The following is a 21,340-nucleotide window of genomic DNA, read 5'->3' on the forward strand; positions in this document are numbered from 1 at the left end:
TCCAAAAAATTTACACTTTCAGTTTTGTTTTTACATCTATGCCATTGTTTTTCAAGATTTTAGCTGTTTGGCATGGTAATCGTTAATGCCTTTGTAACTAAAATCAGAACACAACCGATTATGTTTAAAAACTATATAAAAATAACATGGCGAAGTCTTGTCAAGAATAAAACCTTTACCATTCTAAACATTGTTGGGTTGTCTGTTGCAATTGCTGTAGCCATACTATTATCAATGGCTGGATTCTTTGACTTATCGTATGATCAGTTTCATGCCAATTCAAAAGACATTTACAAGGTTTATTCCATGTGGCAAAACCCAAAAGGTCCTCAAGTAAGTGTAAGCCATTCTGCCCCATTAATGCCCACTATCAAAGATGAGGTGCCGGGCATAGATAAAGCTACTCGTCATCTACAACAAGAAGCTGTACTAACTTATGGTGATAAAGAAATTAATATGGATGCCATTTGGGTCGATGCCGATTTCTTCAATATGTTCACCTTTCCTGCAATTGCAGGAAAACTGAATAATCCATTGGAAAAACAATCAGACATTGTAATAACTGAAGATGCGGCAAAATCATTATTCGGAAATGAGGAAGCCATAGGTAAAACAGTTCAAATTCTAATCAATGGAAAAGATGAGCCTTTTACCATAGGTACCGTAGTAGAAAATAACCCTTCACAGAGTACCTTGGAATTTGAAATTGCAGTTCGGTTTGAAAAAGAAGCCGATTATCTTGAAAGCCAAGATAATTGGAGCGCTAGATACCATGATGTATATGTACAACTAGCAAAGAATGTCGCTCCGGGTCAGTTTAATTTGGCAACCCGTTCACTAGTCGAGAACAATTTCCAAGAACGTATTGAAAATGCTAAACGTGATGGTGCACAACCAGACGTAGATGGGCTCTTTTATAAGTTTGAGCTTTTACCACTACTTAATGAACATTTTGCAACCTTCAAAAATGGTTATGTTGAAGTCAGTCGCGGTAATACCTATTTGGTACTCGGAGTTGCTTTTCTAATTCTTTTTATCGCTTGTGTCAATTTTGTAAATATGAGTATCGCAAGAAGCGGGCTACGTCTAAAAGAAATTGGTATGCGAAAGACTCTGGGAGCCAAAAGAAAACAACTCTTTTTACAGTTTTGGACAGAAAGTTTAATTGTCTTTCTATTCTCTATAAGTATTGGATTATTGATAAGCATTTTGCTTCTTGATGAATTTAAAACCATTTTCAGAACTGAAGTCTCTTTTGAATTAATTCTATCTCCTTTAAGCATTCTGCTTTTTCTGTTTAGTATTTTATTAATTACGCTTATCGTAGGAGGTTATCCAGCATTGTTAATGAGCAAATTAGGGACTATACAATCTTTAAAAGGAAAAATAGATACCTCAGGCAAAAACAAAGTACGAGACGCTTTAATGGTGCTGCAATTTGGTATCGCTATTTTAATGATTACAGGGACTCTAGTGCTACACAGTCAGTTGGATTTTATGCGGAACAAAGATCTTGGATTTAATAAGGAACAGGTGCTATCATTTCCATTAGATGGGAAAAAGAATAGTTATGAGGCGCTAGAGTTATTACGCAATGAATTGGCAGGCAATCCGGATATCATAGAAATATCAGGAGCAGACAACAATTTAGGATATGGAAAAGATGGAAGTGTTTCCAGTAGCATGTTCGGTTTTGAATATAAAAACAGAGTCATCAACACTAACTATCTCACCGTTGATTATGATTATGTTGAAACCTTAGATTTAGAGCTAGTTGCCGGTCGTAACTTTAGCAGGGAATTTGCAAGTGATAGGTCCGGGGCTGTTATTAATGAGGCAATGGCAAAAGAATTTGGAGAAAAAGACCCTTTGACTGCTTACATTAGTTTTAGTGATTCATTGCGATTTCCTATCATTGGAGTGGTCAAAGATTACCATTTCGAAAATTTAGATAAGGTTATTGCACCCATCACTATGATGATGAGTCGAGATTATGATTTATATTATGCTTATGTAAAAGTGGCTCCAGTTCACCTTGCTAAATCCTATGATGCTGTCGAAAAAACTTGGGCAAAAATTTCACCGAATTCAAAATTTTTAGGCTCATACCTAGATGAGAATATCAACAGAACTTTTAGGAAAGAGGAACAAATAACTACAATGATTACTAGTGGTTCAATACTAGCTATTGCTTTAAGTTGTATTGGTCTTTTTGCCATTTCCTTATTGATTGTAAATCAACGAACCAAAGAAATCGGAGTTAGAAAAGTGATTGGTGCTAGTGTCACAAATATTACTTTTTTATTAACCAAAGATTTTTTGAAATTAGTTGGTATATCATTTTTAATTGCAGCACCAATAGCTTGGTGGTTTATGAAAGAGTGGTTGAAAAATTATCCTTTCAAAATAAATTTAAGCCCCTTATTTTTTATTGTAGCAGGTTTGTTAGCAACAGTCATTGCCCTATTTACAGTTGGTAGCAAAACCATTAAAGCTGCAAAGCAAAACCCGGTAAAAAGTTTACGTACAGAGTAAAATTTATAACTTCAATCAATGCTTTTAAAATATGCCTATCGTAATCTCAAGAAAAGACCTGTTTTAAACGGAATAAAAATCATTGGACTTTCTCTTGGGCTTTGCGGTGTTTTGTTCATTGCTCTTTTTGTAAAGAACGAATTAGGCTATGACAAGCAACATGAAAAAGCAAATCAAATATTTAGGTTTACGGTAACAACACCAAATGTATTTGAAAACAATCATTTCGCTCGATTTTACTCGGCAGAACTATTACCCGAACTAATAGCTCCAATACCAGAAATTGAAAATTTCGTTCGTCTGCAACCCATCCGAGGAAAGTTAATCCGTAACCAAGAACAGTATTTTAGCATTGAACAAGGATATGCCATTGACCAGAATTTCTTTGAGGTTTTTGATGTAAAACTCAACAACGGTAATATTTCACAAGCAATTAAGAACCCTGGTTCCGTTATTATTTCAAATGCATTAGCTAAGAAGGTTTTTGGTGATTCCGATGCTATTGGTCAAGTAATTTCATTACCAAAAGGTCACTTTAATGCTGCCAAAGCTGATTTTGAAGTAACCGGAGTAATGGAAAACATGCAGCAGCAAAGTCATTTTCATCCTGATATTTTGTTTCTCCCTGGAAAAAATAAGATTGAAGGTTGGGCATACCAATATGTGTTTTTAAATGGTAGTGCTGCTCCTAAAACCATCGCAAACAAACTAACTGAACAGCTCTCAGCTTTTTATACTCCCGAAGGGGCTGCCGTAAGGGCAAAAGTAGTGGCACATTTAACGAACATTACAGATATTCATTTGAATTCAGATTTGTTTCGAGAAATTGAACCTAATAGTTCTTGGTCAAATATTTGGGTTTTAGTTTTAGCCGGTGTCATCTTGTTGTTTATCTCACTTAGTAACTTCGCTAGCCTTAATTTGGGCATGGCTGGTTACCTTTCCACTTTCATAGCACTCAATCAAATTCTAGGATCATCAAAACGAATTATGGGTATTTATTTTATTCTTGAAAGTAGCATCATAATTCTTTTCACCATAGCATTAGTCTTATTTGGAATGTTGGAATTTAACACCCTAATTTTTGAGAGTTATCAATTAAATCTGCTCGAAGGCAATGGTTTATTTGTGGTAGCAACCATGTTGATTTGTTCACTGTTAATGCTAATAGCAGGGCTGCAACCCGTACTTAAAAATCGTTTTGAACATTTAACTTTAAATCAAACCCTCAAAAAAGCAGGTAAAGTTAAAGGCCATAAAGTACTCCTGGTCACGCAGTTTACATTGGCCATTGTGCTTTTAATTGGTGTTGTAGTTATTTCAAAACAAACCAACTATGGCCTAGATAATGCTATGGGGGCAAAAGAAAGTATTCTTTGTTTACCATTGGTCCATTCAGAAGTCCAAAAAGACTTTACTGTTTTTAAGGCTGAGCTTTTAAAAGAAAGTGCCATAAAGTCTGTCTCCGCAATGATGGATACCCCAGGAAGTGAAACTCACGATATGTTTGCTTATACTCTTGAAGATGCTCCCGAAAGCGAACCTGGAGCTAATGTAATTGGAGTTTTTGCAGCGGACTACTCCTTTGCCGATGTGTTCGGGTTAACTTTTTTAAGTGGAGAAAATTTTAAAAAAGATAATGCAGATGAAAACGGTAATGGAGAATACCTCATCAATGAAAGTGCTTTAAAACATTTAGGCTTTCAAGATGCCAATGCAATTGTCAACAAAGATTTTGCCCTAGTTTCTCCTGTTCCGGATGTTGATTTACCAAAGGGTAAAATTATTGGAGTAGTTGAAGATTTTCACTTATCAGGCCTGCAAAGTAAAGTAGAACCTTTGGTGTTATTTAAACGAGAAAATAGCTGGTTAAACAGTATCGTTGTCTCTTACAATTCTAACTCACAACAAGAGGCAGTAAACCGTATTGAAAGCATCTGGACTAAAATGTTTCCTGAATATCCTTTGGAATATGAACAAGTCAACACTATTTATGAGAATGTTTATAAAACCGAGTTACTTCAAAAAAGACTCATCTTATTATTTGCTTTAATTTCGATTTTCGTTTGCACTATGGGCGTTTTAGGCCTGTCTTTAATGGTTGCACAAAGTAGATATAAAGAAATTGGTATTCGTAAAGTAAATGGCGCCAGTAAAATAGAAATATTGAAGCTTCTGAATAGTAACTTTTTAAAATGGCTGCTTTTGGCGTTTATTTTGGCAATGCCATTAGCCTACTACGCCGTCACCTTTTGGCTAAAGGGTTTTGCCTATAAAATTTCATTAACTCCTTGGATGTTCCTTTTTTCTGGTGGATCAGTAATTTTAATGACGCTTTTGACCGTAAGTTGGCAAAGTTACAAAGCCGCTAATCAGAATCCCGTTAATAGTCTTCGCTCAGAATAAATAATAGTCATTTTGAAGTGTAAATATATTGTACAAAACATGTCCAAATATTTTACACTTTTATAAAATGTAATTTATGTAATTAACTGTTTATCTGATGGTTAAGTCTTTGGCATGAAAATCGATTTTATATTAATGTGAGCCATTAATATTTTAACAAACTCAATTTCATGTTTAAAAATTATTTCAAAATAGCCTGGCGCAACTTAATACGAAACAAGGGTTTTTCTTTCCTAAACATTGTTGGTCTATCAATTGGTTTAGCAGTGACGGGTTTGATATTGTTATGGGTCAATTTTGAACTAGGTTTTAACCAATTTCATGACAAAAAAGACCGGATTTACGAAGTTTACAATAAATACGAAGTAGATGGGGAAATTTGGACATGGAACTCAACCCCAAAGGTTATGGCTTCGGTCATCAAAAAGGACTATCCCGAAGTTGAGCATGTTTCTAGGTATTTCTACGAAAATATATTCTTGTTTTCAAAGGACGAGAAAAAAATAAAGGCTAATGGTACAATTGTAGATCCCAATTTTTTGAAAATCTTCAGCTTTCCGCTTAAAGAAGGAGATATAGAAACCGTTTTCGAAGATGTAAATTCCTTAGTAATTACTGAAGATTTTGCAAATAAAATGTTCGGAGATGAATCAGCTCTGGGTCAGGTCATAACCGTTGACAATACCGATAGTTTTAAAGTTACGGGAGTGTTGAAAAACCTCCCTGTTAACACAGAGTTTAATTTCGAGTATCTCATGCCCTGGTCCTATTTAAAGCAAAAAGGTTATGATGATAAAAATTGGAGCAATAATTCTATTGCAACATATGTCTTACTTCAAAAAGGAACTAACTATGATATTTTCTCAGAAAAAATAAAATCACTACGTGAATCTTATGATAAAGAAGCGCCTGAAATGGCGACTTTTTTGTACCCATATACGAGGTCTCACCTATATTCTGAATTTGAGAACGGTCAAGAAATCGGCGGACTTATTGACATCATTCGCTTATTTGGTATTATCGCACTAATAGTGTTAGTTATCGCCTGCATAAATTTCATGAACCTTAGCACAGCTCGAAGTGAAAAAAGAGCCAAAGAAGTCGGTGTTCGTAAAGTAGTCGGTGCACGTCAAAATGCGTTGATTTTTCAATTTTTAGGAGAATCAGTTTTAATTTCTTTTATAGCAGCAGTATTGGCTTTGATTATTGTTGTTATTGCCCTGCCTTCCTTTTCAGAACTTATAAATGAAAATCTTAGCATTAATTGGAAAAGTCCCTGGTTTTGGGGATTAGTTTTTGGTGCAATTCTAATTACTGGATTATTGGCAGGCAGCTATCCAGCACTGTATTTATCTGCATTCAAACCTTCATCTGTTTTAAAAGGCACTTTTAATAAAGTAAATACTTTAATTACACCAAGAAAAGTTTTGGTCATTGTTCAATTCTCTGTTGCTATTGTTCTAATTACAGCGACTATTGTTGTAAAAGAACAAATTAGTACAGTTCAAAATCGTAAACTCGGTTATAATAAAGAAAACCTAGTTTACATTCAAATGGAAGGTGATGTGGAAAAAAATTATGCTTCCATTAAATCCGAATTATTAGAAGGCGGTATTGCCACTTCAATTTCAAAAACTAATTCGCCAATCACCGAAAGTTGGAGTAATAGTTGGGATATTCAATGGAAAGGTAAAAGTGACGACAACAAAACCTTAGTCCATAGATTAGTGGCGGATGATGCTATCATCAGAACTATGGGTTTACAGCTAGTTGAAGGGCGGGATTTTGAATTAGATAAATATCCAACCGATTCCACGGCAATAATCCTCAACAAATCTGCTGTTAAACTTATGGGGTTTGAAGAACCCCTTGGACAAACCATAAAAGATAATGGTACTGATTGGCATGTTATAGGAGTTGTCGAAGATTTTGTTTTCAATTCACCATTCCAAAAAATAAGTCCTATGGTTATTGAAGGTGCAAGAGCTTGGTTTAATTTAATACATATTAAACTTGATTCACAAAATAGTACGTTTGATAACTTAAAATCTACTGAAGCTATATTTAAAAAGTACAACCCAAATTATCCTTTTAATTATGAGTTTGTTGATGAAGATTACGCACAAAAATTTGCTGATGAGCAACGAACAGAAAAATTAGCAAGCTTATTTACAATTCTAACCATTTTAATTTCTTGTTTAGGTCTATTTGGTTTAGCAAGTTATATGGCGCAAAATAGAATTAAGGAAATTGGTATTCGGAAAGTATTGGGTGCTTCAGCAACTGGAATAACTAAACTTTTATCCATTGATTTTTTAAAACTGGTTTTAGCCTCAATGCTTATCGCAATTCCGATTTCTTGGTATACTATGAACCAATGGTTACAAGACTTTGCTTACAAAATCAATCTCTCATGGTGGATGTTTGTTATAGCAGGGGTTTTGGCATTGGCCATTGCCTTTATTACAGTTAGTTATCAAGCCATTAAGGCTGCCAGATCTAATCCAGTAAAAAGTTTGCGCACAGAATAAATCATCAATCAAAAAACGAACAATCATGTTTAAAAATTATTTCAAAATCGCATTTAGAAGCCTTTGGAAGAACAAAAAATTTAGCGCGCTGAACATCTTCGGGCTAGCCATAGGCCTTACCTGTGCCTGTTTGATTTTACTCTGGGTAGAAGATGAAGTTAATTATGACGGTGTTTTTCCAAATCAAGACTTACTTTATTACGTGCCCACCAACCAAACTTTTGAAGGAGAAGTATATACTTATAACGTTACCCCTGGACCGCTTGCCAAAGATTTAAAAGAAGAAGTACCTGGAATTGCAAAATCTGCCGCAACATTTGGGGAAAAGATGTTGCTCACAAACGGGGAAACGGGAATAAACAGATTTGGAAGGTACGTGCAACCTGATTTTCTCGATATGTTCAGTTTAGAATTTTTGGAAGGAGAAAAGGACAAAGCGCTTTCAACCCCTGACGGAATTGTGTTGACACAGAAAACCGCAATAGCGCTTTTCGGCACCGATAAAAACGTCTTGAATAAAGTACTACAATTGAATAGTGAGTTTTCCTTTACCGTAACCGGTATCATTCAAGATTTGCCAAGTACGATTACCTATAAATTTGATTGGCTTATACCCTTTCAGCGTTTCCAATTGGGACAAGAAAATATGGCTTGGGCCGAACGATATGGTGGAAATTTTGCTGATACTTTCGTAGAACTTACTCCAAATACCGACTTTAAAACAGTAGATAGCAAGGTCAGGAAAATGATAGCTTCCAAAATAGAATATGAAACGGAAGTTCCAAATGAGGCATTTTTACATTCCATTAAGGATTGGCACCTACGTTCCGAGTTTAAAGAAGGGAAAATTGTTGGTGGCAAGATTACTTTGGTAAGGTCGCTGGCCTTCATCGCTTTGATTATTCTCGTAATTGCCTGTATCAATTTCATGAACCTCTCTACGGCGAGAAGTGGTAAGAGGGCCAATGAAGTTGGTGTGCGAAAAGTATTGGGGTCTAGTAAAAAAAGATTGATAGGTCAGTTTTTAACGGAGTCTATGATTTTAGCCGTTATGTCGGCGATATTAAGTGTTGTTCTTGTAGTGCTATTACTCCCGTACTTCAATACTCTAGTAGAAAAGCAGATAGCGCTTAAATTGGTTGACCCTACTCATGTTCTTTTTCTTTTGGGCATTACGTTGATTTCCGGTCTTTTAGCAGGCTGGTATCCCGCCCTGTACTTATCCTCTTTTAGACCTGCAGAGGTACTTAAAGGTACAGGCAAAAACCTAGGACACACAACAATAATTCGTAAAGGTTTAGTGGTTGCTCAATTTGCGGTTTCCATCATGTTCATCATTTGCAGTACAATCATCTATCAACAGATAGAACATGCAAGCACTCGGGATGTAGGTTATAGTAAAGGAACATTACTAAATCTACCTGTAAGCGGCAATATGATTGAGAAATTTAAACCCATTAAAGAAGAAATGATAGCATCAGGTCTAATAGATAATGTGGCGCTGACCAATGCAAACATGCTAACAGGGGGTTTTAATGGGCAAGGATATCGATGGCAAGGGGGTCAGAATAGCAAGAATGTATTAGTAAGATATAGGTTTGTTAGTCCAAACTTTTTTAGTACGGTAGGATTAAATTTACTTGAAGGTCGTAGCTTCAACAACGATGCTATGATAGACAGTACCAATGTTATAATAACCCAATCTTTTGCTAAATTGATGGGAGAAGATAGTGCTATCGGAAAAACTATTACGGACGAGGATATCAACTATAATGTAGTAGGTATAGTAAACGATTATGTGTATGGAGACGTATACGGTAATAACAATACAGGACCGGTTATTTTTTATAATTATTCGGACAATGCGAACACCATGTATGTGAACCTAAAAGCAAATGTGTCATCGGTGGATGCCTTGACCGTGGTGCAAAACGTACTTAAAAAGTACAATCCTACATTCCCATTTGAATACCAATTTGAAAATGATTTGTTCAATTCAAAATTTAAGAATGAGGCGCTTGTAGGCGATCTGGCCAAGATTTTTGCAGCATTGGCCATTATTATCTCTTGTTTGGGTCTATTTGGTTTGGCAGCTTATACCGCAGAACAACGCAAAAAAGAAATTGGCGTAAGAAAGGTATTGGGATCTAGTGTATCAGGCATTGTTCGATTGCTTTCAAAAGATTTTATGCGTCTGGTACTGATTGCCCTTTTTATTGCCATTCCTTTCGCATGGTGGTTTATGAATAAATGGTTGGAAAGTTTTGCCTATAAAATCACCATTGATTTATGGGTATTTGTAATTGCTGGAGTGGTGGCCATTAGTATCGCTTTGTTTACAGTAAGCTTTCAGGCTGTAAAAGCAGCAATGGTAAATCCGGTAAAAAGTTTGCGCACAGAATAAATCATCAATCAAAAAACGAACATCCATGATTAAAAATCATATTAAAATATCGCTTCGTAATCTTTGGAAAAACAAAACACTTTCCTTGTTAAATCTTGTTGGCTTAAGCATTGGTGTCTCAAGTGTGTTGACCCTATTGTTCTCGGTATATGCATATTATACAGCCGATAGTAGCATCCCCGAAAAAGATGATATTGTGTATTTAAAAACACAACTTAAAGATGGTAATTCGTATAGAGAGGTGCCTTATCCACTAATGGAGAAAGTGGTTGGTACTTCACCCGAAGTGCTTGCGGGAACACATTTGCATGGTTGGGGTAATATTTGGTTAGAAAACGGCGAAAAAGAGTTTCAAAACCGCACAGATTATGCTGATGCTGATTTCTTTAAAGTATTTAACCTCCCTTTAAAATACGGAAATAAAGAAACCGCTTTAAAAGAAAAATATTCTATCGTTCTTACCAATAAAGTAAGTCAACAGATGTTTGGTGATGAAAACCCTATTGGCAAAACTATAATAGGAGCTGACACTTTAAATTTAAAAGTTTCTGGTGTTCTCGAACCAATTAGTCCCTATTCTTCTTTTCGATTAGGTGTGGTTTTACCAAATACCTTATTAAAAGATAATCCTACTTTTAAAGCTCAAACTAATTGGGCAAATAGTTTTTCTCCTGTTTATTTTAAGCTTCGCCCAGATACCGATGTAACCGCACTTAAAAGTCGAATTGAACAACTGGTTAAAGAAAATTATACTGACCCATCTCTAATTGCTGGAATGGATGTAATGCCATACGCCGAAATGCGTACAGATATTATTCCAGTTGTTGACACAATTATTGGAGGTTCTATAGCCGCGTCATTGTTTGTTTTACTAATCATTCTGGTAAATCTATTAAACCTCAACACATCAACAATGTTTAAACGCACCAAAGATATTGCCGTGCGTAAAGTTCTAGGAAGCAATAAAAAAAGCATTATCATTCAATTTTGCGTTGAAAATGGAATTCTTGTTTTTATATCCCTGGTTATTTCTTCTATTCTTTTTCTACTGGTTAATTTACCAAGATTGAACGACACATTTGGCCCTGAGTTCGGCACTATTTCTTTTGACCTTTTTAAAGATTACCCAGTAGTTATTGGGATTGTTGGAGTGGGAATTTTAGCAACTTTAATGGTAGGTATACTCCCAACACTTCGATTTATAAAAATACCCGTATCTATAGGTATCAAAGGGAAAATAGACCAATTAAAAAGCAATTTCATTCTGAGAAACTCATTTATTATTTTACAATTTACAATTGCCATCTTATTCATCAGCATTGCCATTATCTTAAACCAACAAATTGGTTTTATGAAGAATGCTGATTTAGGATTTGAACGAAATAATATTTTAGTAGGTAATATTGATTTAGACTATAAAAATCTTGACGCTGCTACGTCAAAATTCAATGCACTTATAAATGACCTGGAAGCAAATCCGTATGTAAAAAACGTAGCAACTAGCGAATCAATTCCATCAGAATATTATTTTAATTACACCACATATTACGATGCGTCTCGAGATAAAGATGTACGAATTAGAAGGTCTTATGCCGACGATAGTTATTTAAAAACGCTCGAAATTCCTATTATAATGGGTAGAAATTTTGAAAGAAATCTGGATAATAATGAAGAACGACCAGTGATTATAAACGAGGCCACAATGAGAGCTTTTGGGTGGAATACTATTGAAGGTAAACGTTTAAAATATAAATTCGATGAAGGTTCAGGCTCCCCAATTGTTGGAGTGGTTAAAGACTTTCATTACCAAGATATGCAGAATGCTGTTGAACCTTTAGTACATATTTATCGTGATAAAAGTGCCCTCGATAGGCATCGATTCTTATCTGTTAGTGTCGTTGATGGTCAAGAAAAGCAAGTAGCGGCCAAAATCACAGCTGTCTTTAATATAATTTCGTCTAGAAGGGCATACGAGCAATCACGATTAGCCGATAAGGTGAGTGCTCAATATCAACTGATTGAAGGCATCTTAAAATCTGTCAATGTTACCGCCATTTTAACCATATTTATTTCATGCTTAGGTATGTTTGGTTTAATATCATTTATGGCCAAAAGAAAGGTTAAAGAAATTGGTATTCGAAAAGTGCTGGGGGCTGGAGTAACAAAAATTGTGATTCTATTGTCAAAAGACTATATCATTCTAGTGGGAATCGCCGCCGTTATAGCTTTCCCTATTGCTTGGTATGTTATGAACGCTTGGTTGGGCAGTTTTGCTTATAGTATATCAATTCAATGGTGGATGTTTGGTTTGGCTGGGATTGTCGCCCTTCTTATTACAGCATTCACCCTTGGTCTCCAAGCAATAAAATCAGCAGTTGCTAATCCAGTAAAAAGTTTGCGCACAGAATAAATCATCAATCAAAAAACGAACAATCATGTTTAAAAATCATATTAAAGTTGCTTGGAGAAGTTTAAGGCGACAACCCTTTTTTACTTTTTTAAATATTTTCGGACTAGCCACCGGCATGGCAGGGGTATTACTCATCTCTTTATATATCTATAATGAGTTAAGTCATGACAAAATGTTTGCTGATGCTGATCGCATTCATAGGATAAATGCTGATATAAAATTTGGTGGTGATGAAACCATATCTGGTGAAACTGCTGCCCCAATGGCAGCCGTATTAGAAAACGATTTTTCGCAAGTTGAAATCGCCACTAGAATTAGAAACCTTGGGAGCGTTCTTATAAGAAAAAGTACCACAAACAATAATATCAAGGAAATAAATACTGCCTATGCAGATGCAAATTTCTTTGATATGTTTGGTCTTGACTTATTGGTGGGGGATCCTAAAACTGCCTTAAAAGAACCTAATACTTTAATCCTAACAAAAACCGCAGCAGAAAAGCATTTTGGAGTCAATAATGCAGTTGGTCAAGAATTACTTCTTGATAATACCAATAATTATGTAGTTACAGGTGTAATTGATGATTTTCCCAAGAACTCGTTGTTGCGTGAGCATAGTGTTTTTATGGCAATGTCAGGTTATGAAGATGCCCAAGAAAGCGAATGGGGGAGTCATAATTACTTCACCTTTATTAAATTGATTCCAAGCGCAAGTGTTGAAGATTTTCAAGCGCCCCTTCAAGAAATTGTTGGAGATTACTTAATTCCTTGGGTTCAACAAATTTATCCTGGAATTACAGAAAAAAACTTTATTGCAAGCGGTAATTATGTGAATTATTATTCGATTCCGTTGACCGATATACATTTATACTCAGACGCTCAATTTGAATTAAGTGCTAACGGATCGATACAGAACATTTATATTCTTTCTTTTATCGGTCTATTCTTAATCCTATTGGCAAGTGTTAATTTCATGAATCTATCAACCGCCCAATCTTTGAAGAGAGCAAAAGAAGTAGGTATTCGGAAAACCCTTGGTTCAAATAAGGCCGGTTTGGTTAAGCAGTTCTTAACCGAATCTAGTCTATTATCATTTATTTCACTTTTAGTTGCTATCGGAATAGCCGTGGTGGTAATGCCTTTTTTTAATGACCTAGCAGGTACTGAAATTAGCCTCCCTTTTCTGAATCCTGTGTTTTGGCTCATTGTTCTTTTTGCAACTATTTTATTAAGCTTGTTTTCAGGATGGTACCCAGCTTTTTTTATGTCGCGTTTTATACCAGTTAAAGTTCTTAAAGGAATAGGTAAATCGAGTGTTGGTGGGGGTAATATTCGAAATTCCCTAGTCATTTTTCAATTTGCGATCTCAGTCTTCTTAATCGTAGGTACACTCGTTGTATTCAACCAACTGGAATATATCCAAAATAAGGAATTAGGTTTTTCAAAAGATCAAGTTTTAATCGTACAGGATTTCTATGGGGCTGGAACAAAAGGTGAGACAATTAAACAAGAGGTGAAAAAAATAGCCCAAGTAAAGAACACTTCAATAAGCAGTTTTTTGCCCACACCCTCATCAAGGTCTGATTATACTTATTTTAGAGAAGGCTTTACTAACCAAGAAGATGCGGTTAACATGCAGCGATGGCTTGTTGACTATGATTATTTAGAAACTTTAGATATTACGCTTAAGGCTGGTCGTAATTTTAGCCAAGAGCGAATGACCGATTCCACAGCCATAATCATAAATGAAACCGCGGTCTCTCTATTGGGAGTAAGTACTGAAGAGGCGCTTGGTTTAAGAGTTTCAAGTGATTTGGGAGACGAAAATGGAGAATATTTCACCATAATCGGTGTTGTAGACAACTTTCATTTTGAAACCTTACGAGATGATATTGGCGCGCTTGGTTTAAGATTAGGAACCTCAACTGGAAATATGGCCGTCAAAATAAGTGGAGGAGCTTTTTCTTCTACATTAACTGCAATTGAAGAAGTTTGGAATAAGAATATTCCTGAACAGCCTTTGATTTATAATTTTATGGAAGAATCCTTCAATGACACCTATCAAGCAGAACAGCGCCTTGGACGTATCTTTATGGTATTTACTATTCTATCCTTGTTCATTGCATGTTTAGGGTTATTTGGTCTAGCTGCGTTTAATGCAGAAAAGAGAACTAAAGAGATTGGTGTCAGAAAAGTATTAGGAGCAAGTGTTGGGCAAATATCATACCGCCTTACCTTAGATTTTCTAAAATTAGTTGGAATTTCAATCCTGATTTCTTTACCAATTGGGTGGTATGCAATGGAACAATGGTTACAAGATTTTTCATATAGAATAGAAATCAATTGGTGGATGTTGGCATTCGCAGGATTATTAACAATAACAATTGCAATCCTTACCGTTGGTTATCAAAGTATAAAAGCAGCTATTGCAAGTCCTGTAAAATCATTACAAGTAGAATAAATTAAATAATACTATGCTATTACAACTCAACAACATTTTCAAGTGGGTCAACTCAGGTGGACAACGCATTTTTTTATTAAAAGATATCAATCTGGAGGTTGAAGAAGGAGAATTTATTTCTGTAATGGGGCCTTCTGGTTCTGGAAAATCGACCTTATTGAATGTTATTGGTATGCTCGATACTTTTGACGAGGGAGAATACAATTTTTTACACGAATCTGTTCATACACTCAAAGAAAAGCACCGCTCTAATCTCTACAAAGAGTACATCGGGTTCGTGTTCCAATCTTATCATTTATTAGATGAATTGACCGTGCAAGAAAATCTTGAAATGCCCTTACTTTATAAAAAGTACAAAGGAAGTGAACGTAAAGCCATGGTTGCCGATATGCTTGACCGATTCAATATTGTTGGCAAAAAAGACCTATTTCCTGCGCAGTTAAGCGGTGGACAGCAGCAATTGGTTGGTGTAGCTAGGGCGCTTATTGCTAACCCAAAATTAATTTTGGCAGATGAACCAACTGGTAATCTAAACAGTCAACAAAGTGAGGAAATCATGGAGCTCTTTAAAAAACTAAACCAAGAAGATGGAGTTACCATAATTCAAGTAACCCATTCAGAAAATAACGCCGCCTATGGATCACGAATAATCAATTTATTGGATGGTCGAAAAGTATAGTTTATGAATTGCTAATCAGTATATCCTTCAGGGTGCATTTCATCAAAATCGGTGCTGTCTTGAAAAGCTTTTGCTAATAATAAAATACTAGCTTCATCGTATAAATTACCTACTAAAGTCATACTTGTAGGGTGTTTTTCTTTATCTAAGCCAGTTGGTATAGCAATTACCGGGTGACCAGTTAAATTAGTAATAATTAATTGCTTATTACCGAAAGTTGGAGAGATAAGTACATCATAATCCTTCATGATGGCTTGCATTTTCTCTATAAGTACCTGTCTTTGTCTATTAGCTTGAATGTACTCTACAGCAGGTATAAAGCGCGCTTGACGTAATGAGTTTGCTCTTGAACGTTGTGTTTGTTCTACCATCTTATCCACTTCTTTTGAACGAACTAAATCATCAAAAAAAGCCCCAGCTTCTGCTCTTAAAATAACATCAAAACTAGTATAAGGAACTTCTTTAGGTAACTCAACTTCATCTAGTCTTAGGCCCAAATCTCTAAATGTCTTCAAGGCCTTTTCAAGGTTATTCTTGCTAAGTGAAGTGTCTTTCTCAATATCTTTTTTTAAGTAAGCTATACGCAACGATTTATAATCCTTGTTAGGTTCAAATCCGTCCGGGTAATCAGTTGTCATTACATCTTTTGGATCCTTGCCTGCGATGATACTATATACTATGGCGCAATCTTCAGCACTTCTAGCCATCGGGCCCACTTTATCCATAGACCAGCTTAAACTCATAACGCCATGTCTACTGACTCTTCCGTAAGTTGGACGTAAACCGGTAATTCCGTTTCTATTACTAGGGGAAGTAATAGAGCCTAATGTTTCTGTTCCTAGTGCATAAGGCACCAAACCTGCTGAGGTTGCGGAGCCTGATCCTGCAGATGAGCCTGACGCACCTTGTTTAATATCCCAGGGGTTTTTTGTCTTTCCACCAAACCATACATCACCTCGGGCTAAAGACCCAGAAACTAGTTTGGCTATTAAAACACCACCAGCATCTTGTAGCTTTTGAACCACCGTTGCATTCATTTCAATTTGTTGGTCTTTATAGGGTTCTGCACCCCATGTGGTCTTGTAACCTTCAACAGCCATTAAGTCTTTTACTCCGTAAGGTATACCATGTAAAATCCCACGATAGTTTCCGGCTGCTAGTTCATCATCTAGAATTTTTGCTTGCTTCAAGGCCATTTCTTCTGTAATGGTAATAGTACATTCCAAAACCGGATTGTATTTTTTTATTCGAGCGATAAAAAACTCTGTCAATTCACGAGAACTAATTTTTTTGTTTTTAATAAGAGATGCTAGTTGAGGTATAGTGTAAAAAGCAAGGTCCCCATGATTTTTGGGGAGTTCAACTGCATTAGGAATTTTCCATTCTGGAAAACCGGTTTGTACCTTTGGTTTAAAATTTGAAGGTAATGGGTCGAACCTAACTGCTGGAATTACATTAATATCTAATGTGTATTTGCGAAGCGAATCAAATCCTTCCTTATTTCGTTTAAGATAAGGATACAAGGTGTCAATATATTTTTTATCAAAATCTAATCCTACCAGCTTCTGAGATCTCTTTACATCTTTTTTTGAAAATTCAGTTTTAGAGCTCGAACAAGATGAAATAATAAAGAAACTTAAAAGACTAAAGAATAATAGCTGATATCTTCTTTTTGCTGGTTGGTTCATATCTGTTGATTTTTTAAAAAGAATTCCATTTATGGTTTTGAATGGTTTCTATTTATCAATAAATTATCTCATGAAGATAGGTAAAAAGGGAAAGGGTAAGACACATTTACTACCTCGATAAAACAAAAAAAAATTTAAAGTAAGTCAGCCAATTGCTTGCCTACTGAGCTTCCTATAGCAATACCCATTCCACCCAAACGTACTCCACAAAGGACGTTGTTTGACAACTGTTTTACGATTGGTTTCTTTTGTTGACCAACACCCATAATCCCGCTCCATCCGTAATCTATTTCAAAATCGATATTAGGTAAAATCATTTGATGAAGAAGACGTTCTAACGATGTTTGAACAATCTCTGTTTGACCAAAGTCATCAGTTTTCTCTGATTGAAAATCAAGATTTCTTCCACCACCAAAGAGAATACGATTATCAATATTTCTGAAATAGTAGAAACCCTCATCAAAATGAAAAGTTCCCTTAATTTTCAAATTTTTTACGGGTTTTGTAATCAGTACTTGTGCTCTTGCAGGTTCCACTTGTTCCTTTAGCAATTTTGAAGCAAAACCATTAGTTGCAATTAGCAGCTTTTTGGTGTGAAACTCAAAGTCTGCTGTTTTTACAACTACACTATCGATTTTCTCTTCAAACTCTTCTACTTGTAATGAGTTCAAAATTGAAACTCCCTTTTTTTGAACAAGTGAAAGCAACGAGGTCATCATACAACCTGTATCAATTTGACCTTCTTCAGTATGTGTGATTATGTCTTGGTTGACCTTGTTAAAGCCATAAGTGTTCGATGTAATTTGAAAAACAGATTTTTTAAATACAGGTTTTAGAAGTTTATTAATATGGGAGATGGATGATTGACATTTTTCAAAAAGATGAAGGTCTTTGTTTAGAAAGAGTTCATGACCTCCAAGATTTTCATAACCAATATTCTTATCTCCTAAAGTGTTTCGTAACAATTGAATGCCAGTAAAGCGCTGCTGTGCTAATTGAATGACTTCTTGTTCTGTATGTGACTTTAAATCTGATAAAATCTCAGAGATACTTCCAAAACAAGCAAAACCAGCGTTTTTTGTGCTTGCTCCCTGAGGAAGAATACCTTTCTCAAGAATTAGAATTTTAGCTTTTGGAAAACGAATCTTAAGGTGTAAAGCACAATTTAAACCAACAATTCCACTGCCAACAACAGTAAAATCTACATTGGTTAACCATGATTTATTTTCCCAATAACTTAATTCCATAGCCAAAAAACCCCGATTAATCGGGGTTTATATTAGTAGTCGTATTTTTCATCCATTTGAAAGTCTTCCATAAACTTGGTAGTATAATTACCAGCCAAATAATCGGGGCTATCCATCAATTGTCTATGAAACGGTATTGTGGTTTTAACACCTTCAATAACAAATTCATCTAAAGCACGCCTCATTTTATTTATGGCCTCTTCACGGGTTTGTGCGGTTGTTATCAACTTAGCTACCATAGAGTCATAGTTTGGTGGAATTATATATCCTCCATAGACATGAGTATCTAATCGAATACCATGTCCACCTGGAGTATGTAAGGTTGTAATTTTTCCTGGTGATGGTCTAAAGTTGTTGTAAGGATCTTCCGCATTTATTCTGCACTCAATAGAATGTAATTTTGGGAAGTAATTTTTCCCAGAAATAGGCACTCCTCCCGCAACCAATATCTGCTCGCGAATCAAATCATAATCTACTACTTGTTCCGTTATCGGGTGCTCAACTTGAATACGTGTATTCATTTCCATGAAATAGAAATTTCGGTGTTTATCAACCAAAAATTCTACGGTACCAGCACCTTCATATTTAATATACTCTGCAGCTTTTACTGCGGCTTTACCCATATCATCCCTTAACTTATCAGTCATAAAAGGCGAAGGGGTTTCTTCGGTTAGTTTTTGATGCCTTCTTTGAACAGAACAATCGCGCTCTGAAAGGTGGCACGCTTTGCCATATTGATCACCAACAATTTGAATTTCTATATGACGTGGCTCTTCGATAAGCTTCTCCATGTACATGGCGCCGTTACCAAATGCAGCCGAAGCCTCTTGAACTGCACTATCATACAATTCTTCCATTTGGTCTTCGCTCCAAACCGCTCGCATGCCCTTACCACCACCTCCGGCGGTTGCTTTAATCATTACCGGATAGCCCATTTTTTTGGCTGTCTTTTTAGCATCAGCTACATTTTTCAACAAACCATCTGAACCAGGTACACAAGGAACGCCTGCTTTTTTCATGGTTTCTTTTGCTGTTGCCTTATCCCCCATTCTGTCTATTTGATCGCCGGAAGCACCAATAAACTTAATCTTATGTTCTGCACAGATTTTAGAGAACTTAGAATTCTCAGACAAGAAGCCGTAACCAGGGTGAATAGCATCAGCATTTGTTATTTCAGCGGCAGCAATAATATTAGGAATCTTTAAATAAGATTCGCTACTTGGTGCTGGACCTATACATACAGCCTCATCTGCAAAACGAACATGCAAACTTTCTTCATCGGCCTTAGAGTATACGGCCACAGTTTTAATGCCCATTTCTTTGCACGTTCGTATAACACGTAGTGCAATTTCACCTCTATTTGCAATTAATATTTTTTTAAACATGCTTTTCAGTTTAAGAGTTTATGGTTTAGCAGTTTATTGGTTTAAACACAAATGATTTAAACGTTAAAACTTTAAACTTCTAAACTTCTAATTTAAGATGGGTCAACCAAGAACAATGGTTGGTCAAATTCAACCGGAGAAGAATCATCTACTAAAATTTTAACAATTTTACCAGATACTTCAGATTCAATATCATTGAAAAGCTTCATGGCTTCAATAACACATAGAACATCTCCTTTATTAATGTCTTGTCCTACCTCAACAAAAGAAGGTTTGTCAGGAGAAGGTTTTCTATAAAAAGTACCAATGATTGGAGACTTGATAGTAATGTATTTTGAATCATCTTCAGCTGGAGCTGGAGCAGCCGGTGAAGCAGGTGCTTCGGCAGCCACTGGAGCAGGAGCAGCAGCCATAGGTGCTTGTGCCATTGGAATTTGCTGAACAATAGTGGTTTCTGGAGCAGTAGAAGAATCACCTGTTCTAATGGTAATTTTAATATCTTCCATTTCCAACTTCACTTCACTTGCGCCAGACTTGGCCACAAATTTTATCAAGCTTTGAATTTCTTTAATATCCATTGATTTTGATTTAGTTAGTTCTTATGAGTTATAGGCCCATTTCAAATAAATAGAACCCCAAGTGAATCCGCCACCAAAAGCAGCAAACACCAAATTATCTCCTTTTTTCAGTTGTTTCTCGTAATCGTATAATAACAAAGGTAATGTCGCTGATGTCGTATTCCCATAACGATGTATGTTCATCATTACCTTAGAATCTTCAACCCCCATGCGTCTTGCTGTTGCATCTATAATGCGTTTATTGGCTTGGTGAGGCACCAACCAATGTACATCATCATGAGAAAGCTTATTACGTTCCATTATCTTACCAGAAACATCAGCCATATTTGAAACGGCAAATTTAAAAACAGACTTCCCATCCTGATAAACATAATGTTGATTGTTTTTCACGGTATCTTCTGTAGCAGGTAAAATAGAACCACCTGCATCCATTTTTAGAAAATTTCTACCAATTCCATCAGAACGTAAATACTCATCTTGAAGTCCGAAACCTTCATTGTTGGGTTCAAACAAAGCCGCTCCTGCACCATCTCCGAAAATGATACAGGTAGCCCTATCGGTATAGTCAATAATTGACGACATTTTGTCCGCGCCGATTAACAGTACTTTTTTATAGCGCTCTGATTCTATATAACTAGCTGCGGTAGACATCCCGAACAAAAAACTTGAACATGCCGCCTGTAAATCATATGAAAAAGCATTAACTGCACCAATTTCAGATGCAACATAGGCAGCGGTTGAAGCTACCAGCATATCTGGTGTAGCAGTTGCTACTAAAACCAAATCAATTTCCTCTACATTAAGATTCTTCTTCGTAATAAGATCTTCAGCAGCCTTTATCGCCAAATAAGAAGTGCCTTGCCCTTCTTCTTTTAAAATTCTTCGTTCTTTTATTCCAGTCCTACTAGTTATCCATTCATCATTGGTTTCAACCATAGTTTCCAACAGTTGATTGGTCAAAATGAAGTCAGGCACATAACCTCCGACAGCTGTAATTGCTGCTGTTTTTTTATTCATGC

Annotated in this window: 12 protein-coding genes; 7 read left to right on the forward strand and 5 right to left on the reverse strand. The window is 35.9% G+C overall.

What is annotated here, in order from left to right; genetic code table 11:
- Positions 1 to 120 precede the first annotated feature (120 nt).
- The 7 genes from RM520_RS02165 to RM520_RS02195 all read left to right on the forward strand — a co-directional run bounded on the left by RM520_RS02165 (position 121) and on the right by RM520_RS02195 (position 15,423).
- Entirely contained in the window at positions 121 to 2,535 is a 2,415-nt protein-coding gene (locus RM520_RS02165) for an ABC transporter permease (RefSeq protein ID WP_311386814.1), read from the forward strand.
- 18 nt (positions 2,536 to 2,553) lie between these two features.
- Entirely contained in the window at positions 2,554 to 4,941 is a 2,388-nt protein-coding gene (locus RM520_RS02170; protein WP_311386815.1) for an ABC transporter permease, read from the forward strand.
- Positions 4,942 to 5,111: 170 nt separating this feature from the next.
- Positions 5,112 to 7,472 carry an ABC transporter permease gene (locus tag RM520_RS02175; RefSeq protein WP_311386816.1) on the forward strand — a complete coding sequence of 787 codons (2,361 nt, stop codon included), beginning with the start codon at positions 5,112 to 5,114 and terminating at the stop codon, positions 7,470 to 7,472.
- A 25-nt stretch (positions 7,473 to 7,497) separates the two neighbouring features.
- Positions 7,498 to 9,876: an ABC transporter permease gene (locus tag RM520_RS02180; protein WP_311386817.1), complete on the forward strand. Its 2,379-nt coding sequence runs from the start codon at positions 7,498 to 7,500 to the stop codon at positions 9,874 to 9,876.
- A gap of 25 nt (positions 9,877 to 9,901) precedes the next feature.
- On the forward strand, positions 9,902 to 12,286 hold the full coding sequence (locus RM520_RS02185) for an ABC transporter permease (RefSeq protein ID WP_311386818.1): 2,385 nt from the start codon (positions 9,902 to 9,904) through the stop codon (positions 12,284 to 12,286).
- Between the two features lie 25 nt (positions 12,287 to 12,311).
- Complete coding sequence (locus RM520_RS02190) at positions 12,312 to 14,744, forward strand: ABC transporter permease (RefSeq protein ID WP_311386819.1); 2,433 nt, start codon at positions 12,312 to 12,314, stop codon at positions 14,742 to 14,744.
- Positions 14,745 to 14,757: 13 nt separating this feature from the next.
- Positions 14,758 to 15,423: an ABC transporter ATP-binding protein gene (locus RM520_RS02195; protein WP_311384071.1), complete on the forward strand. Its 666-nt coding sequence runs from the start codon at positions 14,758 to 14,760 to the stop codon at positions 15,421 to 15,423.
- An 11-nt stretch (positions 15,424 to 15,434) separates the two neighbouring features.
- On the opposite strand, the gene RM520_RS02200 is transcribed toward RM520_RS02195, so the two are convergent.
- The 5 genes from RM520_RS02200 to RM520_RS02220 form a co-directional block, all read right to left on the reverse strand.
- On the reverse strand, positions 15,435 to 17,111 hold the full coding sequence (locus RM520_RS02200; protein WP_311386820.1) for an amidase: 1,677 nt from the start codon (positions 17,109 to 17,111) through the stop codon (positions 15,435 to 15,437).
- 134 nt (positions 17,112 to 17,245) lie between these two features.
- Entirely contained in the window at positions 17,246 to 18,358 is a 1,113-nt protein-coding gene (locus RM520_RS02205; RefSeq protein ID WP_311384073.1) for an NAD(P)/FAD-dependent oxidoreductase, read from the reverse strand.
- Between the two features lie 32 nt (positions 18,359 to 18,390).
- Positions 18,391 to 19,743 carry an acetyl-CoA carboxylase biotin carboxylase subunit gene (gene accC, locus RM520_RS02210; RefSeq protein ID WP_311384074.1) on the reverse strand — a complete coding sequence of 451 codons (1,353 nt, stop codon included), beginning with the start codon at positions 19,741 to 19,743 and terminating at the stop codon, positions 18,391 to 18,393.
- Positions 19,744 to 19,835: 92 nt separating this feature from the next.
- The gene (gene accB, locus RM520_RS02215) at positions 19,836 to 20,321 is read right to left on the reverse strand and encodes an acetyl-CoA carboxylase biotin carboxyl carrier protein (RefSeq protein WP_311384075.1); all 486 of its coding nucleotides are present in this window, start codon (positions 20,319 to 20,321) and stop codon (positions 19,836 to 19,838) included.
- 21 nt (positions 20,322 to 20,342) lie between these two features.
- Complete coding sequence (locus RM520_RS02220; protein ID WP_311384076.1) at positions 20,343 to 21,338, reverse strand: beta-ketoacyl-ACP synthase III; 996 nt, start codon at positions 21,336 to 21,338, stop codon at positions 20,343 to 20,345.
- Positions 21,339 to 21,340 lie beyond the last annotated feature (2 nt).

The sequence above is a fragment of the Croceitalea vernalis genome (genome assembly GCF_031846405.1).
GTDB classification, from domain to species: Bacteria; Bacteroidota; Bacteroidia; order Flavobacteriales; family Flavobacteriaceae; genus Croceitalea; species Croceitalea vernalis.

Excerpts from the sequence above, each read along its gene's own strand:
- RM520_RS02175 (WP_311386816.1), top strand. The coding sequence starts at position 5,112 with ATGTTTAAAAATTATTTCAAAATAGCCTGGCGCAACTTAATACGAAAC.
- accB (WP_311384075.1), bottom strand. The coding sequence starts at position 20,321 with ATGGATATTAAAGAAATTCAAAGCTTGATAAAATTTGTGGCCAAGTCT.
- RM520_RS02185 (WP_311386818.1), top strand. The coding sequence starts at position 9,902 with ATGATTAAAAATCATATTAAAATATCGCTTCGTAATCTTTGGAAAAAC.
- RM520_RS02200 (WP_311386820.1), bottom strand. The coding sequence starts at position 17,111 with ATGAACCAACCAGCAAAAAGAAGATATCAGCTATTATTCTTTAGTCTT.
- RM520_RS02180 (WP_311386817.1), top strand. The coding sequence starts at position 7,498 with ATGTTTAAAAATTATTTCAAAATCGCATTTAGAAGCCTTTGGAAGAAC.
- RM520_RS02165 (WP_311386814.1), top strand. The coding sequence starts at position 121 with ATGTTTAAAAACTATATAAAAATAACATGGCGAAGTCTTGTCAAGAAT.
- RM520_RS02190 (WP_311386819.1), top strand. The coding sequence starts at position 12,312 with ATGTTTAAAAATCATATTAAAGTTGCTTGGAGAAGTTTAAGGCGACAA.
- RM520_RS02220 (WP_311384076.1), bottom strand. The coding sequence starts at position 21,338 with ATGAATAAAAAAACAGCAGCAATTACAGCTGTCGGAGGTTATGTGCCT.
- accC (WP_311384074.1), bottom strand. The coding sequence starts at position 19,743 with ATGTTTAAAAAAATATTAATTGCAAATAGAGGTGAAATTGCACTACGT.
- RM520_RS02195 (WP_311384071.1), top strand. The coding sequence starts at position 14,758 with ATGCTATTACAACTCAACAACATTTTCAAGTGGGTCAACTCAGGTGGA.
- RM520_RS02205 (WP_311384073.1), bottom strand. The coding sequence starts at position 18,358 with ATGGAATTAAGTTATTGGGAAAATAAATCATGGTTAACCAATGTAGAT.
- RM520_RS02170 (WP_311386815.1), top strand. The coding sequence starts at position 2,554 with ATGCTTTTAAAATATGCCTATCGTAATCTCAAGAAAAGACCTGTTTTA.